The sequence below is a fragment of the Pseudomonas cichorii genome (assembly GCF_018343775.1).
GTDB lineage: Bacteria > Pseudomonadota > Gammaproteobacteria > Pseudomonadales > Pseudomonadaceae > Aquipseudomonas > Aquipseudomonas cichorii.
In genome coordinates this window covers 547,970-567,384 of sequence record NZ_CP074349.1, presented here as the reverse complement: position 1 = coordinate 567,384, position 19,415 = coordinate 547,970, and the positions used below count along the sequence as shown (strand labels likewise).

Annotated in this window: 13 protein-coding genes; 2 read left to right on the top strand and 11 right to left on the bottom strand. The window is 58.5% G+C overall.

What is annotated here, in order from left to right:
- Window position 1: 1 nt before the first annotated feature.
- Together KGD89_RS02540 and msbA are read right to left on the bottom strand one after the other, a co-directional pair.
- Window positions 2–898, bottom strand: a complete 897-nt coding sequence (locus KGD89_RS02540; RefSeq protein WP_025258261.1) for a GNAT family N-acetyltransferase — start codon at window positions 896–898, stop codon at window positions 2–4.
- On the bottom strand, window positions 898–2,685 hold the full coding sequence (msbA, locus tag KGD89_RS02535; RefSeq protein ID WP_025258260.1) for a lipid A export permease/ATP-binding protein MsbA: 1,788 nt from the start codon (window positions 2,683–2,685) through the stop codon (window positions 898–900). The genes KGD89_RS02540 and msbA overlap by 1 nt, the downstream gene beginning before the upstream one ends.
- Window positions 2,686–2,742: 57 nt before the next feature.
- On the opposite strand from msbA, the gene KGD89_RS02530 reads away from it, so the two are divergent.
- Window positions 2,743–3,336, top strand: a complete 594-nt coding sequence (locus tag KGD89_RS02530; protein WP_236249395.1) for a lipopolysaccharide kinase InaA family protein — start codon at window positions 2,743–2,745, stop codon at window positions 3,334–3,336.
- Window positions 3,337–3,351: 15 nt separating this feature from the next.
- Here the strand turns inward: KGD89_RS02530 and KGD89_RS02525 are convergent, their stop codons facing one another.
- From KGD89_RS02525 to KGD89_RS02515, 3 genes are read right to left on the bottom strand one after another with little or no spacing between them, the layout of a single operon-like run.
- Window positions 3,352–4,308 carry a glycosyltransferase gene (locus KGD89_RS02525; RefSeq protein WP_025258258.1) on the bottom strand — a complete coding sequence of 319 codons (957 nt, stop codon included), beginning with the start codon at window positions 4,306–4,308 and terminating at the stop codon, window positions 3,352–3,354.
- The gene (locus tag KGD89_RS02520; RefSeq protein WP_025258257.1) at window positions 4,308–5,204 is read right to left on the bottom strand and encodes a glycosyltransferase family A protein; all 897 of its coding nucleotides are present in this window, start codon (window positions 5,202–5,204) and stop codon (window positions 4,308–4,310) included. Before KGD89_RS02520 ends, KGD89_RS02525 begins: the two co-directional genes overlap by 1 nt.
- On the bottom strand, window positions 5,197–6,951 hold the full coding sequence (locus tag KGD89_RS02515; protein ID WP_025258256.1) for a carbamoyltransferase family protein: 1,755 nt from the start codon (window positions 6,949–6,951) through the stop codon (window positions 5,197–5,199). The genes KGD89_RS02520 and KGD89_RS02515 overlap by 8 nt, the downstream gene beginning before the upstream one ends.
- Window positions 6,952–7,272: 321 nt before the next feature.
- On the opposite strand from KGD89_RS02515, the gene KGD89_RS02510 reads away from it, so the two are divergent.
- Window positions 7,273–13,365: a membrane-targeted effector domain-containing toxin gene (locus KGD89_RS02510; protein WP_025258255.1), complete on the top strand. Its 6,093-nt coding sequence runs from the start codon at window positions 7,273–7,275 to the stop codon at window positions 13,363–13,365.
- Between the two features lie 115 nt (window positions 13,366–13,480).
- On the opposite strand, the gene KGD89_RS02505 is transcribed toward KGD89_RS02510, so the two are convergent.
- From KGD89_RS02505 to waaC, 6 genes are read right to left on the bottom strand one after another with little or no spacing between them, the layout of a single operon-like run.
- Window positions 13,481–14,914: a lipopolysaccharide kinase InaA family protein gene (locus KGD89_RS02505; RefSeq protein WP_038399738.1), complete on the bottom strand. Its 1,434-nt coding sequence runs from the start codon at window positions 14,912–14,914 to the stop codon at window positions 13,481–13,483.
- Window positions 14,914–15,693 (bottom strand): lipopolysaccharide kinase InaA family protein, encoded by a 780-nt coding sequence (locus tag KGD89_RS02500; RefSeq protein ID WP_025258254.1) that lies wholly within the window; start codon window positions 15,691–15,693, stop codon window positions 14,914–14,916. Before KGD89_RS02500 ends, KGD89_RS02505 begins: the two co-directional genes overlap by 1 nt.
- Window positions 15,690–16,424 (bottom strand): lipopolysaccharide kinase InaA family protein, encoded by a 735-nt coding sequence (locus tag KGD89_RS02495; protein ID WP_025258253.1) that lies wholly within the window; start codon window positions 16,422–16,424, stop codon window positions 15,690–15,692. Before KGD89_RS02495 ends, KGD89_RS02500 begins: the two co-directional genes overlap by 4 nt.
- A complete protein-coding gene (gene rfaP / locus KGD89_RS02490; protein ID WP_025258252.1) occupies window positions 16,424–17,230 on the bottom strand; it encodes a lipopolysaccharide core heptose(I) kinase RfaP in 807 nt (268 codons plus the stop codon). The genes KGD89_RS02495 and rfaP overlap by 1 nt, the downstream gene beginning before the upstream one ends.
- Window positions 17,227–18,351, bottom strand: coding sequence for a glycosyltransferase family 4 protein (locus tag KGD89_RS02485; protein WP_025258251.1), 1,125 nt, complete (start codon window positions 18,349–18,351; stop codon window positions 17,227–17,229). The genes rfaP and KGD89_RS02485 overlap by 4 nt, the downstream gene beginning before the upstream one ends.
- A complete protein-coding gene (waaC, locus tag KGD89_RS02480; RefSeq protein ID WP_025258250.1) occupies window positions 18,351–19,415 on the bottom strand; it encodes a lipopolysaccharide heptosyltransferase I in 1,065 nt (354 codons plus the stop codon). The genes KGD89_RS02485 and waaC overlap by 1 nt, the downstream gene beginning before the upstream one ends.

The window sequence follows — 19,415 nt, the reverse complement described above, 5'->3', positions numbered from 1 at the left end:
TTTAAATCTGATACACCGGGTGAGTGTTACACCAGCGGCTTTTGTATTCCCGGTCTGCGCGACCAAACGAATAACGCAGTGGCTTGCCCAGAGAATCGGCGTACTCCCATTGCGTCTGGGTGTTCACGAAACTCAGGACACTGCCGGGGCTCAGTTCATTGAACTGCGGATCGACGCCGCCATTGACGTACTCGAGACTCACCCATTCAGGAGCTTCGACACGGTACAGCACCTGTATGGCCGCAGGGCGGTCGGCCATGTATACAACCGACCCCGTCATGAATTCCCGCAACAGGGAAAAGACTTCGGTCAGATGATCCTTGCCGGGCACGTCGAACCCCCAGCGCTTGTGAAACAGGTCTGCGTAGATCGAAGCCTGTTCCGCGGAGGTCAGCTCATTCATCGGGCGAATCAGCCCGCCAGCCTCCTCTAGCAAGCGCTGCTCGCGACGCTGGTTATAACGAAACTTCTTGCTGTATTCCTCGGGGCGACGAGCCATCGCCAAGCCTTCGGACTGAAGGCGCAGGTTGCCGATCCGGCCGCTGTTGAGTTCCGAGACATAACGCATGCGATGGCGCACTGGCACGCTGCAATCTGCCGCCACGGGCAGGATGATCTCGGAGTTGCCCAGATCGAACATGCCACGCAATCCCTTGCGCTTGGTGACATCACGCGAAAGAGCAATATGACGCCCCCAGGCTGGCAGCCCTGCAATCGCCTGGCCGTCACGCACTACGGCCAGGTAGCGCACGGGGATGCCGACCAGCGATGACAACCGTTCTATGACCTGAGGATGGGTGGCAACACTGCCACCATAACGCTCCCAGATCCGGGCATACTCGCTTGCATCAACAGGGGTCCAGCCACGCTCACGCCAACTGCGAAGATGCCCGAGAATCAAAGGGCGCCTCCTGTAACGCCCTCGCTTTCTTCCTTGAAATCCTTCTCGTGAAGACGTGCGTAGTAACCATTGAGAGCAAGCAATTGCTCATGGGTACCGCGCTCGACAATCTGCCCACGGTCCATGACCAGGATCAGATCGGCCTTTTCAATGGTCGTCAGGCGGTGAGCAATGACCAGTGTCGTGCGCCCCTTGACCACTTCATCCAGTGCAGCCTGGATATGGCGCTCGGATTCGGTATCGAGAGCCGAGGTCGCTTCGTCGAGGATCAGCAGTGGCGCATTCTTGAGCAACGCACGAGCAATCGCCAGACGCTGACGCTGCCCGCCGGAAAGCAGGACACCGTTCTCGCCCACCAGCGTCTCGTAGCCCTGAGGCATCTGTACGATGAACTCGGCGGCATAGGCGGCTTCGGCGGCCTTTTGCACATCTTCGATGGGCGCACCGGCAAGATCACCGTAGGCGATGTTGTTGGTGACGGTATCGTTGAACAAGGTGACCTGCTGGTTCACCAGCGCGATGTGCTGGCGCAGATTGTTCAGTTTGTAATCTTCGACATCGACACCATCAAGAAGGATCTGCCCTTCGCTGTGGTGATAGAAACGCGGAATCAGGTTGGCCAGTGTGGATTTCCCGCTACCCGAGCGCCCCACCAGCGCGACCATCTGCCCCGGCTCGGCAGTGAAGGAAATATCCTTGAGTACAGGCGTTTCGACATTCGGGTAGGCGAACGTCAGGTTACGCACTTCCAGACGACCGGAAACATGTTCCTGTTCGCATGTGCCGCTGTCCACTTCAGGCTCTTCGTCCAGTTGCTCGAAAATGTTTTCGGCAGCCGCCAAGCCTTTCTGGATGGTCGCACTCACTTCCGAAAGCTGACGAATCGGCTTTGGCAGCAAGCCTGCCGCAGTGATGTAAGCGATCAGTTCACCAGCAGAAGCATCGCCACGCATGTACAGCACCAGATACATCAGAATCGCCATCGCCACATAAATGACCAACTGCAACATGGGCGTGTAGATGGACTGCGTGCGGGTCATGCCGAGGCTGCGGTTCATGTTGCTGGCGCTGGCATCCTGAAAACGCTGCTTCTCGTAGGTTTCTCCACCGAAACTGCGTACAACCCGATACCCCTGAATCGCCTCTGAAGCGACATGGGTAACGTCGCCCATCGCTTCCTGGATTTTCTTGCTTTGCTTGCGAAATTTCTTGCTGGCGCTGCTGACCATGACCGCGATGATCGGCAGGATGGCCAGCATGACGAGGGTCATTTTCCAGTTGCTGTACAGCAGGTAACCGATCAGGAATACAACCGTGAACCCTTCACGAATCACCACTTTGATTGCATCGGTGGCCGCACCTGTGACCATGGTCACGTTGTAGGTGATACGTGAAATCAAATGGCCCGAATTATGGTTATCGAAATAACGGTTTGGCAGAGTCAGCAGGTTGTCGAACAAGGAGCAACGCAGGTCATGAACGACGCCGCGAGCCACTTTTGCCAGGTAATAGTTACCCAAAAATGAGCCTATGCCTTGGTAGACCGCAATGAGTACAATCAGCAGCGGTACCCCGAGAATCAGCGACACGCCAAGAAATTTGCTGCCATCCGGCTCCTGCAGGGCATTGAGAAAGTGTTTGAGCATGTCGGCCAGCATGGGCTGACTGGAGGCAAACAAAAGAAAGCCGATGATACTTACGGCAAACGACCTCCAGTAGGGGACCACGTATTTCAACAATCTCAGATAGATTTTCATGCTTGACTGCTGGGTAGAACTGGCCATTAAAGCGCCCCGTACCATTCATAAGAGAGACAGATGCGCATTGTAACAGCGAACCAAATGCAAGATTGGCTAACCGAAGGGACCGTTCTGGAAAAAGACAGCCATGGCCCCAAGGTCATCAGCCTTGCCAGCGGTGAGCTATTGAAGATTTTTCGCAGCAGGCGCCATCCGTTTCTGGTTCGTTTGAACCCCGATGCTCAACGTTTCTATCAGCAAAGCTGCCGCCTGCGCGAGCGCGGCATCAATACGCCGCAGGTCAACGATGTGTTCTGGGTCGAGCCTTCCAAAGGGATCAGCGCATGCCTGTATCAACCTTTGCCCGGCACGCCTCTGGACTCGCTCTACAAGCAGTCGTTCGAGACTTTCATGAACCTGCTGCCTGAACTTGCCCGCTACATCCACTTCCTGCATCAACGAGGCATCTATTTCCGTTCGTTGCATCTGGGCAATGTGCTGCGTACGCCCGACCAGGGTTTTGGCCTGATCGACTTCCTCGACACCCGTTTCAAGAGAAAGCCGCTCAGCAAGTCGATGGTAAGACGCAACTTCCAGCATCTGCAGAATTACCTGCGACGCAGCAAGATTTCCGACTTCCCGTGGGATGAGCTCATGCGTGCTTATGAAGTGGCAGCGAATCAGGCAAGAGCCTGAGAAAAGCCGGAGCGATTATCTTCCGAGCTTGAACATCAGCCGGTCAAAGAGGCTCATGACGTCAGGCGCCGGGAAGTCCTGCGAAAGGTGCCGAAAAACGACTTCGGACTGCTTGAAGTAATCAAGATACTGCTGCGCAAAAAGCAGCCCCTGCTCCCCGACACGGGCAAGCAGCGCGGGGTCACTGCGTAACAGTGCCAGCTTTTCCGAAAACTCCTGCTCATTGTCGTAGAGCATGGCATTGACGCCATCCTCCAGGCCGATCGCCTGCTCTTCGCCCTGCCCCTGGCGGTAAGCCAGCAATACACAGCCGCAAGCCATGGCCTCGAAGTTCTTCGCCATGTATTCGCCAAGCCCGATATCCGCACTGACAAATACCCGGATGCGATTGAGCGCTTCACGGTACTCGTCGCCGGGCGCTGTTCGCATGAGCTCAAGCTGATAGCGCTCAACGGCACGTTGCAGGAAATCCCTCCGCTCACGGTACGTATCGCTGCCCAGACGACCGATGAATCCCAGCTCGATATCACGCTCGATGCCACTGACGTATAACGAGGAAGAGTTATAGCCCTTGGCCAGAAAGTGGGCATCGACGCCCATTTCACGAAAGCGCTCGGCGACTCGAAAGCCGGTCATGATCACCCTGGCGTTGGGTATCCTGCGATAGAAAGCGGAAAACTTCCCCTGCCACCGCGAGCCGGAAATGAACTCCTGACAGGCATCTTCCTCGTAGATCAGCAGCCCTGAAATACGCTTGAGCTGGCGAGCCTGCCTGCACAGGTAGCGAAAGAGCAGATCGACCACAACGCGGTCATAGAGCGAGAAATCGATCCCGCTCAAGACACGGCCCAACTGCTTGTGCTGCTCGCGATCGACGTAGCGCACTTCCACATCGCCAAAGCGCTTGAGGCCCTGCCATAGCTGGCGGTTATCGGGCTCTCTCGGCGTGCAGGTCAGGACCAGAATGCGCATCAGCGCTTCCCGAACTTGAGCGCCTTGCGCACGTAACTCCACTTCAGTGCCTGCAAGGGACTGAAACGAAGAGCACGCAGGTAATAGCGACGCGCCACGGAGTAATCGCCAGCCAGTTGAGCGGCGCGAAACAACGAGAGATAGACCTGAGCAGAATAGCGAGGCAGAAGAACACGGCACTCGTCCGGCAGGTGTGCGAATACTTCCTTGATCAGCCCTGTGGCCACACTTTCTTCGTCGGCACGGCTATGGCGCAGGCTGTCGGCGTGCTTGTAGATACGCGCGATCGGCTGCTGCACCAGCGCAACAGGTGCGCTGACCAGAACGTAGGCAAACACCGGAATATCCTCGCCCGAGCGCAGGCTTTGCGGATAAGGACGCTGGAGCAGAAGATCCCGCCGCAACAGGGTGCAGCAATGGGAAATCGCGATTTTCTTCTGCAACAGATACCGGCGAATCAACTGCTCCGGGCTGCCTTGGGCCGGCGTCGGCTGGCGGACCCGCTCACGCCCGTCCGGGTAGACAGAAACCTGCCCACCCAGCACCAGCCCGACGTCAGGATTATCCGTCACGGCCTTGCGCAACGCGGCCAGGGCATCCGGCAACAATTCGTCATCGGCATCCAGCATCAGGGCATAGCGGCCCCGAGCCAGACGAACGCCATGGTTACGCGCAGCAGCCGCACCGGCATTGGCCTGATGAACCACGGTCAAGCCACTTGCGTGACGAGTCTGATAGTCATCGAGCACCTGCCGGGTGTCGTCGGTGGAACCATCATTGACGACCACCAGCTCAACATCATCTGCCAACTGAGACAGCACCGAATCAATCGCTCGCGGCAACAACGAGGCATAGTTGTAAGCCGGGATGACGACGCTGATCAGTGGCTCAGGCATTCTCGTACGTATCCACGCCGTCTTTGACCACCAGAATGTCTTCCATGATCAGGTACTGCAGATCCGACCCGAAGAACATGTTCAGCGCATCGGTGGGCGAGCAGATCATCGGCTCGCCACGACGGTTAAGCGAGGTGTTGAGCGACACACCGTTGCCCGTCAGGTTTTCCAGTGCCTTCATCATGTCGTAGTAGCGCGGGTTGTATTCGCGCTTGAGCACCTGGGCACGGGACGTGCCGTCTTCGTGAACGACTTCCGGCACACGGGTCTTCCACTCTTCAGCCACTTCAAAGGTGAAGGTCATGAACGGCGCAGGATGATCGATGGTGATCATCTGCGGTGCCACGGTGTCGAGCATCGACGGGCAGAAAGGCCTCCAGCGCTCGCGGAACTTGATCTGTTCGTTGATGCGGTTGGCAACACCCGGAATGCTTGGGCAACCGATGATCGAACGACCACCCAGGGCACGCGGACCAAACTCCATGCGACCCTGGAACCACGCCACCGGATTGCCTTCGACCATGATTTTCGCGATGCGCTCAGGCGTGTTTTCGATCTGACGCCAGACTGGCTTGTCCGGATGACGGGCGCAGGCTGCGATCACGTCTTCGTTGCTGTAGGCCGGGCCGAGGTAGACGTGCTCCATCTTCTCGACCGGCACGCCACGGGCGTGAGACACGTACGCGGCTGCGCCGACTGCCGTACCGGCGTCGCCGGAGGCAGGCTGGACAAACAGTTCTTTCACTTCCGGACGGGCAATGATGCGCTGGTTCAGCTTCACGTTCAGCGCACAGCCGCCCGCGAAGGCGATCTTGCCGGTTTCCTTGAGGATGTCACCCAGGTAGTGATCCATCATTTGCAGCGCCAGTTTCTCGAACAGCGCCTGCATGCTGGCGGCGTAGTGGATGTAAGGCTCATCGGCCACATCGCCCACACGCTTCGGACCCAGCCACTCGATCAGTTTCGGCGAGAAGTAGAAGCCCTTGCCGTTCTCTTTATAGCGACGCAGGCCGATGACGTTGGCCAGTTCGGTGTTGATCACCAACTCGCCGTTTTCAAAGGTCGCCAGACGCGAGAAGTCATACTTGCTGGCATCGCCATACGGAGCCATGCCCATGACCTTGAACTCGCCGTCGAGCATCTCGAAGCCGAGGAACTCGGTGATAGCGCCATACAGGCCGCCGAGGGAGTCCGGATCGAAGAATTCCTTGATCTTGTGAATCTTGCCGTTTTCGCCATAGCCGAAGAAGGTCGTGGCGTACTCACCCTTGCCGTCGATACCCATGATCGCGGTCTTTTCCTTGAAACCGGAGCAGTGGTAAGCGCTGGAAGCGTGGGCCAGGTGGTGCTCGACCGGCTCGATCTTGATCTTTTTCGGATCGAAGCCCAATTGCTCAAGGCACCAGACAATCTTGTTGCGGTAGCGCTTGTAGCGGCGGTTGCCCATCAACAGTGCATCAAGTGCGCGGTCAGGTGCATACCAGTAACGCTTGGCGTAGTGCCAGCGAGCCTTGCCGAACAGGCTGATCGGCGCGAACGGAATCGCGACCACATCGACGTCCGAAGGCTTGATGCCTGCCTGTTCCAGACAGAACTTCGCCGACTCGTAGGGCATGCGGTTCTTTGCATGTTTGTCGCGAACGAAACGCTCTTCTTCAGCCGCCGCAATCAGCTTGCCGTCGATATAAAGCGCTGCGGAAGGATCATGGCTAAGGGCGCCGGACAGGCCAAGGATCGTCAATGCCACTAGGGTCTAGCCTCTTTAGTCTGCATGCAGGCGCGTCGCGCCCGAGAAAAGGTGTGCCCCCCGCACTGCGGGCCAGGGACAGCTAAAGCGCGCGATTATAGCGTAATGACCGGGGATTTGGCTCGGGGACTGAAAGCCGATCGGAATATACAGCCAGGTGCCATCACGAAAAAGCGCTGAATGGCTACCCCATATCCGGCATCCAATAATTATCTACACCCCCGCTGCGCACTGTTTCTGATTGATTGGGCCCCATCACAGTCGGCCCGACGGCCCTCAATCAAACCTCAGCGCTTGAAGTGCTCAACGGAAAGTAGACACATGGAAACATTGCCCCCTTCAACCGGGTTCCCCGACGATACCTTGCCTGCGGCTTCGGCTGCCCTCAAAAGGCTCGCTGAGCTGAGCGCCAGTCTGCTCACTGATCTCAACGCACTTCCAGCAGTCGATGACGACCTGCTGGATGCGGACGCCTCACGGCAAGAGCAGGAAACCGTCCGCCTGTTGCAGCGTATCAATGACTACTGGGACGCACCCAGTGCATCCGACGGAACCCGCTACGAGAAATTTCTGACCGGCATGCAACAAGCTCTGCGAGACGAACTGAGCATCAAGATCCACGAGCGCGATCTCGCCGCGCACTATATTGCGTGCCTGCCCGCCTCACGCCGTCGGTCGGATACCCCCCAGACAGTTCCCGCCAGAAACTTTGCCTTGCAGGTGCAGCTTCAGGAAAACGAACAGGCCGAAGTGGCGGGTGCACTGGTGATGTCCCGGGAACAGGGGCATACCCTGCTGGTCTTGCCCGGCATTGGAGCCACAGGCTTCAGCAGCCAGACAGAGATGCGCGAAACCCTCGCCAACTGGCTCAATGATCCGACGTTGAAAGATGCGCTGTTCAATTGCTTCGAGCAGCGCTATCAGGACGTGCTGACAGCCATCGACAACGATCCCGATCTGCATCTCGAACCCTTCACGGCCAACGACCTGCTGCTCAAGCCCATCGTTGGCGCGCCCTACGCCTATGCCATGAACAGGCTGCTGGATAAACAGTATGCAGATGTCCGCTACGCCTGCGCACTGACAGCAATCGATGACAGAACAAAACGCCGGACGCTTATCCAGGCGGCCATCGGCATGCGCGGCCTGTTCGGTCCCGCCGCCATGCTGGAACTGCGCGAGCTGGCTTCACTGGAGAGACGCTACCGCCGCAGCCTGCCGGACTGGATCAAGATGGCCAGCCAGGAGGATCGCAACGCCTATGCCGAGCGTCTGCAACAGTATGATCAGGCTCGCGCAGTCACGATCAGTGCACTGAATGCGGCAGCTTCACCGGAGCAGTTTGCCAAGACACAACTGCGCACCCGACTGGCCAACGACCTGGGTTACGACCTGGACCCGAGCGCCGTCAAGGCAACCACTCAGCGCACCCTTCCCGTGACAGGCGCCCCCTACACGCTGACCCGTTCACTGACAGAACTGGCCCTGTACGGCCTGCACCCTGGTGACCGCAAGCAGGGTTCTGAATTTCTCGAACATACGACCTTCAGCCTTGAAGACGTACCGTTGGCAACAGATTACGCCTCCCTGACTCCGGCCTATCTGGCAAAGCTCATCGACGAACTTGACCTGCGACTGAGTTTTGCTGCCTTTCAGCAAACCGAGTACCACAAGGAATACAACCAGCAAGTCATGATGCTTCTGACCCGCCGCCAGATAAGCTCCCTGGCGTACGCAGCGAAAATGCAGGGCCATATCCGGCCCGAGGACTTCACAACGGTCGAAGCCGTGACGAACCCGGAACAGTCCCCAACGGACTCTCGGCTGATCGTCCAGCAGGTCAAGCTGAACCGCCAGATACTGAGCAAGCTGCTGGTCATTCGCCAGGAAACGGCAACCGGCCAGTTGGAGCGCCTGATTCTGGTCGCGGTCGATACTGCGCAACCTCAGTGCTTCTGGGCCTTTGACAATGAAACCCAACTGCGCAATGAGCTGGTCGGCTGGGCCGGTTCGGCCCCGTTGTGCGACTACCTGCTCAAACAGATCGAGGTTACGGCTCGCGCTGCACTGGCAGAACAACTGGCTGCATTGAAGCTCAAACCTTACCCCTCGGCGGACTTCCTTGGGCTGGTCAACCTGTCGAACTTTGACGCGGGCCTGCGCATCCTTGCCGAGCAGCATATTCGCGTGGCGCTGTCCGAGCAGGAGCGCCACACCCCTGACTGGTATCGAAAAGCCAGCCTCGCACAGCGCCAGGAACTGGTAGCCCTGGAAGACGCTGCCAACGGCGCACGCAAGAATTACGACGCCCAACCCCACACCCACATGCAGCCATTCAAAGCCTATGTGCATGAACGGGCCAGCAAGCAGATCGGCAAACTGCTCGGTGTACCGGCCGGCAGCATAGACCCCGACATGGTCGTGATCCGCAGCGAACGCGAAACCCTCTCCTACACCGACATGCTGCTCAATGGCTATGACGACAGCATCGGCATCATTCGCAGCACCGCCGACACTCAGGCGACCTTCAGCGGCCCGCAAGGCGTGAACCTCAACGCGCTGTCGCCGGAGAAAGTCGCCGAGTCGGTACGCAATCAATGGCTGGCCGACGACTATATCGCTCTGGTGAACAGCACCCTGCTCAACCCGAACTCGCAGGGTTATGAATACCGGCGCAAGACCAGCCTGCTGATGACCCAGCTACAGATGAAAGCGGCGGCCTTGCGCAGCCTGCTCAAGGGGCATATCAGCCCGACGCAGCATCAATGGCTAATGGACTCTATCGATCACGCCCATGTGAGCGAACCGCGGATCCGCGAGCAATACCCGCTGTATCCATTGCAGATCCATGTGGATAAACCCTTTATTGCCTCCGGACTGGGAGGCATCAATCAACTGGTCATCTCCGACACCAACCTGATCCATGTCGAAACCGTGCAAGGTTGTGTGGCCATTCTCCCCATGTCCATCAGGCAGGCGGCGCTTCTCTATACGCCACGGGCACCGGACGGCATAGAGTTCCGTCTGTTCAGCAGCTTCACCGAGTCACTCGGCACACCGGGCATGATCGACTACTACAAGGACCGCTGCCGCCTCAAATCACGCAAGGCCCTGTCGTTCTTCCTGAGAGACATGCAAAAGGGCAACGCCAACAAAGCACCTTTTCTACCCAGAGAACCCATTTCCGACTTCGCCGACACCTGCTTCAATCGCCCGATCCTGCGCAAACTGCGGGATGTGAAAGAAACCACCACCGGGCGCAATGACATGCTGGCCAGGCTGATCTGGGTCAGCATCGAAGTGATAGCCACCATTGTCACCCTGCCCTTTCCACCTGCCAGCTTTGCCGTAGGTGCCTTGCTGTCCCTGCATGACACAGTTCGAGCGCTCCAGTCCTTGCGTGACGGCGATAGCGAAACCGCCAGCGCCTACATACTGACCGCCATGCTCAACAGCTTCGGCGCGGCAGGTGATCTGCATTCAGGCCTCAAGGGTTTCGGCAGCGTGGTACGCCAGGTCGGTCCGCCACCTTCACCCGATTCGGCTCTACGCCCGGTGAAACGTGTGCCCTCGTTACCCCGCTACGAAGACCTGTTTCCCATAAAACTGAACGACGAAGCCCTTCTGGTCGGCAAACCGGACACCAACGGTTACTTCCCGGTCCTGCGCAATGTCAGCGGCTCTCCGACCGAGGCAGGCAGCACCGGACAATTCATCAGACCCGGCAGCGGCACATGGCAGCCGCTCGATGCTGCAACACCCTCTCCAGCAGGCGTGCACGACGGGTTTGAAGTCCGTCTTTCATTGAACAACGTGCCGCGTATCGGCGACGGTCATGCCAAAGGCGTCTGCACAGTCAATGGCAAGCAGTACATCGAACTGTCCGGCAAGACCTTCGAGGTGCAATACGACACACAGATTCACTGCTGGCAGATCATCGATCCGCAAAACCCGTTCGCCTTTTTCGGCAAACAACCGGTACGACTGGATGAACAGGGCAAATGGCAGCTCGCTGACCGTCAGCAGTTACGAGGCGGCGGACGGGACAGCCCGCAGAACTACAGACCGTTGCCTGAAGCAGAAGCCACCGGCACAGGCACGACGCCTGGCGATTACGAGTTGCCGGCACAGATGCAACCCCATATGGAGCTCATTATCAGCGGGGAGGGCTATGACCCGAGCGGGCTGGGCATGATGCAATACTTTGAAACCTACTTCATGGAGATGCGTCTGAGATTCACCGTGCTCAGGGAAAAGCTCTACCACGATGCCCATGCCTTTTTCAGCGCGCCATCATTGCCTGCGCGTCCCTCATTACCGACGCTTGAGTCCGGGGCAAGCCTCGACACGCTGTTCGAGAGCCTGCTGGCACACAACAGCGGCCTGGTCCTGAGCGAAGCGCCCAAGTCGGTCGCCAGCAAGCGCCTGCTTATCCAGAACATGCCTCTTCTGGCCAAGGAACGGGTCGAGATTCTGTACATCGAGCATCTGTTCACTGACAAACATCTGCCAAAACTTGCCCGCTATCGCCAACTGGGCAAGAAGACCCGCTCCGGCTCCCATGAAATCAAGGAGCATCTGGAATACCTCAACGACAAGGCCCTGAATAACCAGACAACAGAGTACGACTATTACCACCTGATCAAGATCGCCCACAGGCATGGCATCGAAGTGCGCCCGTTCAGCTCTTCGATCAGCTATCCGCTCATCCGACACCCCGTAACGGCTGCCGCAGGCGATACAGCGGCCAGCCAGAAAATGAGCAATTTCTTTGGTCATAAACTCATCAGCAGCGACGTGGCGAGTGAGCCATCAAGACGCTGGATCGCCCTTCTGGATGAAAAGCTGGCAACCACCCATGGCCAGATTCCTGGTATTGCCGAGCTTCAAGGCGTGCCCAGCGTTCATATCCAGGACGTTGCGAGCGGCAGCCCGACACGGATCAAAACCACTGCAGGCTCAGCGTCAGCAGACTCGGCAGCCCGTTGCGACTTCACGATAGAGTTCGCCAACCCGTTGACCATCCCCCCCGCAAAAACATTACCCGAGAGCACCCTGCTGGACATGGCTCTGTTCAAGGAACTGGGCAACAGGAAAAGCATCGAGAACCCAAAACTCTGGTCGGGCGAATACGGTTTTCACTGGGGTGACACCAAGGGCTGGTTGCGTATAGAGCCCGATCACTGGACGCCCAACAGTCCATCGAGCGCCATTCAGAAGTCGCTGGCAGATGCCACGTACGAAGTCCCGCTGGAGAACAGAAGCACCCTGTATCAGTTGGCGAACTTCGAGCATAAAGGGCTGGATCAGCATTACTTTTTCATGGACCCGGAGCTGAGCGCGGTACGGGGAAAGTTTTTCCAGGTGCGCGCCAAGCTGCAAGCCGATGCCCGAAATATTGCAGCCATCGAACTGCCTGTGCGCCCGAAAATGCCTAACGTAGAGCCAAAGGCTCCATTGCCGGACTTTCTACAGACGCTGTACCAGCACACCGATGGCGTGGTGATTGGCGAGTCTCACTCTTCAGTGGCCAGCAAAAAGCTGATTATCGACAACCTGCCATTGCTGTCGCAGCAGAAGGTCAAGACGCTGTACCTGGAGCATTTGCTGGCTGATCTGCACCAGGCGGATCTGGACCGGTTTTTCGAGACCGGGCAAATGAGCAAGACCCTGCTGCATGACCTGAAAAGGCTCGACAGAGGACACTATACCGACCCGAACAGGATCTATACCTTCGAGCAATTAGTACTCAAGGCCCAGCAGAATGGCGTGGAGATCCGTGCGATCGACTGCTCGGCGAGCTACCACCTCAAGGGCATCCTGGGAGAAGCACCCACCACTCGTCAGCAAATGATGAATTACTTTGCGCACCTCACCATTCGCAAACACCAGGAAGTCATGGGCTCGCACAAATGGATCGCTCTGGTGGGCAACACCCACGCCAACACCTACCAGCAGATCATACCGGGCATCGCCGAACTGGAAGCCGGGATCGGCCTGCGCGTTATCGATACCCCGCCCGGACAATCCAGAGGCGTGATAGCCGATCCGGGCGACAGGATCAGACGCGGCCTGATCCCTGAAACCGTGCCGATCAAAAGCGATTATCTGGTGGAAATGGAAATCCCGGGAGCAACCCAGGGCATCGTCATACGCCCTGTGCAAACGCTGCCCGTCGAACAGCGACTGACCCGGCCCGGAATGTTCCTGATCGAAGAATCGGAGGACGGCCTGCAAACCATCGTCCACCGATCACGGGACACCTTCATTCACCGCACGCCGATACAGGTCAATGCCGAAGGCAAGCTCTACATCGACCGCCCTACCTGGACCAACGCCCACCTGACGCCTTACAACAACATGTTTGCGCTGGTGGCGGCACTTGAGGAACTGAACCTGATGCACGTGACCTGATCGATGGCAGGGCGAACAAGCCAAGGCCTGTTCGCCCTGAGAAGGTCGATACTCAAGGATGAAAAACCACATCGATCTTCACCGGAGCGAATAGGCCATACATGACAGACACTCCCTATCCAGGCAAGCGCTGCTCCAGCAACTGGTGCAGTGCACTTCCTGCGGGCCAGTTACGTATGAAGCGCGCCCGGTCGCGGGCATATGCGGCTGCAAACGACGACTGGGAGCTGTGTTGCTGCATGGCGTCCAGATCGATCAAGGCCCAGCGGTCTTGATGCCAGAACAGGTTATGGCCCTTGAAGTCGCCATGGCTGATGCGTTCGCGGATCAGTTGCTCGAAGAGCAGGTCCAGTGCCAGCAGTTCATTTTCCGGCACATCACCTGACTCAACGTAAGGCGCGAACCGTTTGATGATATCCGGCCCCGACAGGAATTCGGTGACCAGATACGCCTTGCGGCGCAAGCCCAGTACACGCTGTTCCAGCACCGCCAGCGGTCTGGGCGTGGCGATCCCCAGGAACTCCAGGCGATTGGCTTCACGCCAGGAATGCCAGGCACGGCTCGGACGCCAGAAACGTTTGAGCCAGTGGGCGAAGTTCTTGATGTTGTAGCGTTTGATGAGCAGTGTGCGGCCATTGACCTCAACCCGACCTACAGTAGCCGCGCCGCCGGTCTTGTACAGATGGCCTTTGTCGAGCAAGGCGTCGGCCTGCTCCAGAACGGGCAACAGGGCAGACTCGTCTTCGCGGCGGATCGCCCGGAATTGCGAAGCCGTGTCTTCGACGCTGAACAGGCTGCAATCACGCCCGGTCTTGTTCAGGTAATCCTTCAAGCGCCAGCTACGCACCTTGTCGATCTGCTTTTGCAGGGCTTCCATGGGCAAGGCATGTTCGGCGTTGCTCAACAGATAATGAACCAGCAGTTCTTCGGTAAACGGCTCCAGTGCCTTGGGCAACTGGGCGAAAAACACGCCAAGGTTTTCCAGCACGGCCTGACGGGATAACGGCTTGCCTGCCTCTTCGACACGAATGCCAGCGCCGTCAATCAGGTACAACTGGCCGCTATGGCGCAGCAGGTTGTCCAGATGCAGGTCTTCCTGCCACAGGCCTTTGGCATGCAGTTGGGCAATGGCTGATAGGGCTTCCCCCAGCACAAGCTGTTGCTCATCGGCCAGCGGCGGCAGGTTCTCAACCTGACTCCAGGCATCACCCAGGCTCTGGGCGTTATCCAGAAACTCGAACAATAACCAGCCGCCCTCGCCTTCATGCAAGCCATCGGCCAGTAGCAGAGGCGTGGTCAAACCTTGTTCGGCCAGCAAGCGGACGCCATCCAGTTCACGCTGGAAATGCCGGGCAGCCTTATTGCCCACCAGCAGCTTCGCCAACACCGTACGACCGCGCCAGACACCCGCGCCGACATAGCGTTGACCCGGCAGCACCCGCAATAGCGTCAAGAGTTGCAGATCGGCCGGGCCAATGGCATCGGCCAGGGTCACGTTCAGGGGCAGCTCAGGTGTGCGTCCGGCATTCTTGAGTTCAGACAAACGCATCAGCGCGCCTCTTTGTTGTCGCGGTGATGTACGTCCCGCTTGTGTTGACCACGCTGACCCAGGCGCAGGCACCAGGCATTGACCTGTGCGCTGTCGGGGGCCGCCTGCAGATAAGCGGCCAGCAGCACGCGCAACTCGTCGGCCCCCCATGCCGTGGCACGACGCAGCAAGGGCTCCAGATCCTTGATCAGATCACGCTTGCCAAAGAAGACCGGGCGGGTTTTCTCCAGATCGATCAGTTGCGCCACATAAGCATCGCCACGAGCCTGGAGGAAAATATGCTTGGGATAGAAACAGCCGTGAACCTGCCCGGCCCGGTGCAGGGTGCGAGCCAGTTGCCCACAGGCCTTGATGATGGCGGTGTGCTGACTGGCGTCCAGACTGGACCATTGCTCAAGCAAAACGTACAGATCAGTCCAGCCGTCCAGTGCGCGGGTCATCAGAATCGCCCGGCGCTCGCCATCGACCTTGCTCTCGCCATAGAACACCGCCTGCAATGCCGGGATACCCAGCTTTTTATAGCGGCTGATATTGCGGAATTCGCGAGAGAACGATGGTTCACCCAATGGATGATGCAGCGTATGGGTCAGGTAATTGCTCTGACGCTTCAGGTAAAAGCCCTGACCTTCCAGTTCCAGACGAAACACGCTGCTCCAGCCACCACGCCCGGTATTGGGCTCATCGACAGCATCGAGCTTTATATTCCACAGCGACTGAAAATCAGCCAGACCATGGCGCTCAAGCAGGGCACGGTCGGCATCGGCAATGAAAACGCTCATTCACGCCCCTCGAAAAAACTGACGATGTGGCGAATGCGCTTCTTGTCGGAAGCATTCAAACGATCCCGCTGACGGTACTGCAAATAGAAGCGCAGTCGCTGGGTCGCGGATAAATGGTATTTGGCGACCTTGTCCAGGCAGGCCAGATCCTTGGTAATCCGATAGCGGAGCATGAAGCTCCACCAGAACGCACCGTTGGGGCAATCGATGAAAAACAGCCTGGACTCGTCGTCGACCAGCAGGTTGCGCCACTTCAAATCGTTATGAGTGAAATGCTGGTCGTGCATGACCCGGGTGCAACGCGCCAGCTGCCGGCTGATGACATCGACCCAGGCACGATCCGCCAGCCGCGCGTCTTTATGCCGCGCCAGTTCGGACAGGTCTTCGGTACGAGGCAACTCGCGGGTGATGAGCGCGCCACGATCATAGGCCGCGCCCTTGCGCTCCAGGCCCCAGGCCACTACATCCGCAGTCGGGATTCCCCATTTGGCGAAGCGTTTGAGGTTCTGCCATTCGGACTTGACCCTCGGGCGGCCCAGATAGCGGCGCAGGCCTTTACCTGCGCCGGTGTAGCGCTTGACGTAATAGGTCACTCCGCCACGCGCCACGCGAATCACTTCGGAGAGCAGATCGCTGGTCAGCTGTTCGCCCTGCAAGGCAAAAACCGCGTCCAGACTGCCGAAGTCCTCAGCCAGAAAGGCGTATTCCGGCTCAAGATTCCAACCCGCCATCAGAGCGCATCTCCGTAACGCAATTTACGCTGATACAACTTGTCCGCCTTTTTATCCAGCCAACGCAGCAATGAGGCTTCCCGAGCCAGCACTTCGCGCAAAGGCTTCTGGAAGTACCCCTTGAGAAAACGCAATTTGTCGCGCTTGGTCAGGCCGATGTCCAGCGCCGAGAAATACAGCGCGGCCAGGTCCTTGTTACGCCAGCGCGGCGTGATTGCGCGACGGGTCTGGGCACGATGCAGGTCGATGACCGACAGTTTGAAGTCGTCGGCCGTCACCGGCTTGTCGGTGTGCAGCAGGAAGTGGCAGATGTAGCAGTCCCGATGGTTTACACCAGCCCGATGCATCATCCCGACCATACGTGCGACTTCGGCGATGAAGGCCCGCTTCAGGCGCGGCTCGGGCGGCTCGTTGCGCCAGTTGATGCTGACATCTTCCAGGCTTTCGGTGGGTGCCAGTTCTTCGGTAACGATGAACGAGTGCTGAGCAGCCGGATTGCTGCCACGCTCGCCATAGGCCACGGCGGTCATGGTCGGCACGCCGACTTCCTTGAGACGCGCTATCGCGTCCCACTCCTTGCCTGCGCCCAGTACCGGCAGCTTGGCGGTCACCAGATTCTTGGCGATTTCACCCCAGCCGATACCACGGTGAATCTTGACGAAATAGCCTCGCCCATCGACTTCGGTGCGCAATGTGCGACGGCCTTCCAGCTCGCGATAGACCTGCCCTTCCAGAGCCTCGACCTCGACGAATGCATCTCGCCCGGCCCATCGGCTCTTGAACGGTTCAGCGAGGAACAGCTTCATTGAGGGGGCTCCGCCAGAATCACATCGGCAGCGTGCTGCGGCATGCTGTAAAGGTCCGCCGTATCGGCGAACGCCAGACCATTCGAGCCCCAGGTGCGACGCGCTGCATCGTCTTCGAGCATCTTGACCAGATAACGGTTGAGCTGCGCCTGATCGAACGGGTCATCCAGCACCAGACCGCTGTCGGCCTCGGCAATGTAATGAGCATACCCACAGACCGCACTGACCAGCACTGGCAGGCCAGCCACCAGCGCTTCAAGCAGCACAGTGCCAGTGTTCTCGTTATACGCCGGATGAATCAGCAGGTCGGCGCCGAGCAGGAAACGCGGAATATCGCTACGCCCTTTCATGAAGGTCACCTGTTCGCCCAGCCCCAGTGCTGCGCTTTGCAACTGGAATACTTTGGGGTCGTCCTGGCCGATTACAAACAGGCGAGTGCGTTTTTTAAGTTCGGCAGGCAAGGCGGCCAGCGCCTTGAGGCTGCGGTCCACGCCCTTGGTCTTGAAGCCCGAACCGATCTGGACCAGCAGCAGTTCGTCGTCAGCCAGCCCGAATTCCTTGCGAAACCCGGCTCGAATCTCGGGCGCATCGGGTGGCGCACGGCGGTCCTGGGAAATACCCGGCGGCAGCAGGTGGAAGCGCGACAATGGCGTGTCGTAATACTTGATGAACAGCGGCTGCTGCACTTCGGAAATCATCAGCACCTGGGTTTTCGCCTCTCTGGCGAATACCGCCCGCTCGTACCCGGCAAAATGGCGATAACGGCCCCATTTGCGGTACAGGGAGTTACGCAGGTTCTGCGCCTTGTCCTCGAAACAGGCGTCGGCGGCGTAATACACGTCCAGACCGGGCATCTTGTTGAAGCCGATCAAGCGATCCACCGGGCGCTTGGCCAGGTCCGCTTCCATCCAGGCGCTGAGCTTTTCATTGCGCCGATGGTTGAAGAACGCCTTGACCGGCGCGACCAGCACCTCGAAGCCAGGCGGCACATCGCCTTCCCAGATCAGGGTGTAGACGCGAATCTGATGCCCGCGCTCCTGGCACTCCAGCGCAATACGCATGAAGTCGCGTTGCAGGCCGCCGAACGGGAAATATTTGTAGAGTACGAAAGCCAGTTGCATCAGTTGTGCTCCTTTGCCAGCAACAGCGCGCCCAACTGGCTCGCTACCCGCTCGGGATTCAAGCGAGTGAAGCACATGGGCCACTCGCGTTTCAGGTCGAACCGCAACTGATCGTCAGCCGTCGGTTGATAAGTACATTTCTTTTGCAGGCAAGGGGCACATGCCGGGTAATCACCGGCCAGATGCACCTGGGACTTGCCATAGGCACCGGTCAGGCCCGGATTGGTCGGCCCGAACAGGGAAATGGTCGGAACATCCAGCGCCGCAGCCAGATGACCGATGCCGGTATCCACCGCCACGCAGGCCTGGGCACTGGCCAGTACACGGGCAACGCCCGCCAGATTCAGCTTCGGCAAGACCTGCGCATTGCCCAGGCCTTCGGCGATACGCTCGGCGCGGGCCTTTTCAGCCGGGTTGCCCCACGGCAGGCGCACGTTCAGGCCTCGCGCAGCCATCAGTTCCGCCAGTTGTCGCCAATAGTGCTCGGGCCAGTGCTTGGTTGCCCAGGTGGTGCCATGCAAAAACAGTACGAATGGCGCTTCAAGCGTTTCATCCAGTGCCGACAGACGCTTGAGGCCGTAATTGCCAAGGCCCGCAGGCAGTTCATAGCCCAGAGCCTGAGCGAACAACTGCCGCAACCGCTCAACCGCGTGCTGCCCACGTGCCACCGGGTAAGGCCGGTCGTAGAAACGGCTGGCAATGGGCTCGCGTGCCGAGTGCTTGTCCAGGCCCGCAACCGGAGCATTGACGTAACGGGTCAGCCAGGCGCTCTTGAACAGGCCCTGGGCATCAATGACCACGTCGTAATGTGTCTCGCGCAGACGCTGCTTGAAACCCTGCCACTCGCCGGTCTTGAAGGTCTGCCACAGGTTCTTGCGCCAGCGACGGATCGCCACTGGAATCACTTTGTCCACCGCCGGGTGCCAGGTGGGAATCTCGGCAAAGCCCTCTTCCACCACCCAGTCGAATTGAATACCCGGCAGCGCTTGCGCCGCATCGGTCAACGCTGGCAAGGCATGAATCACGTCGCCCAGCGAAGAAGTCTTTATCAGCAATACCCGCAA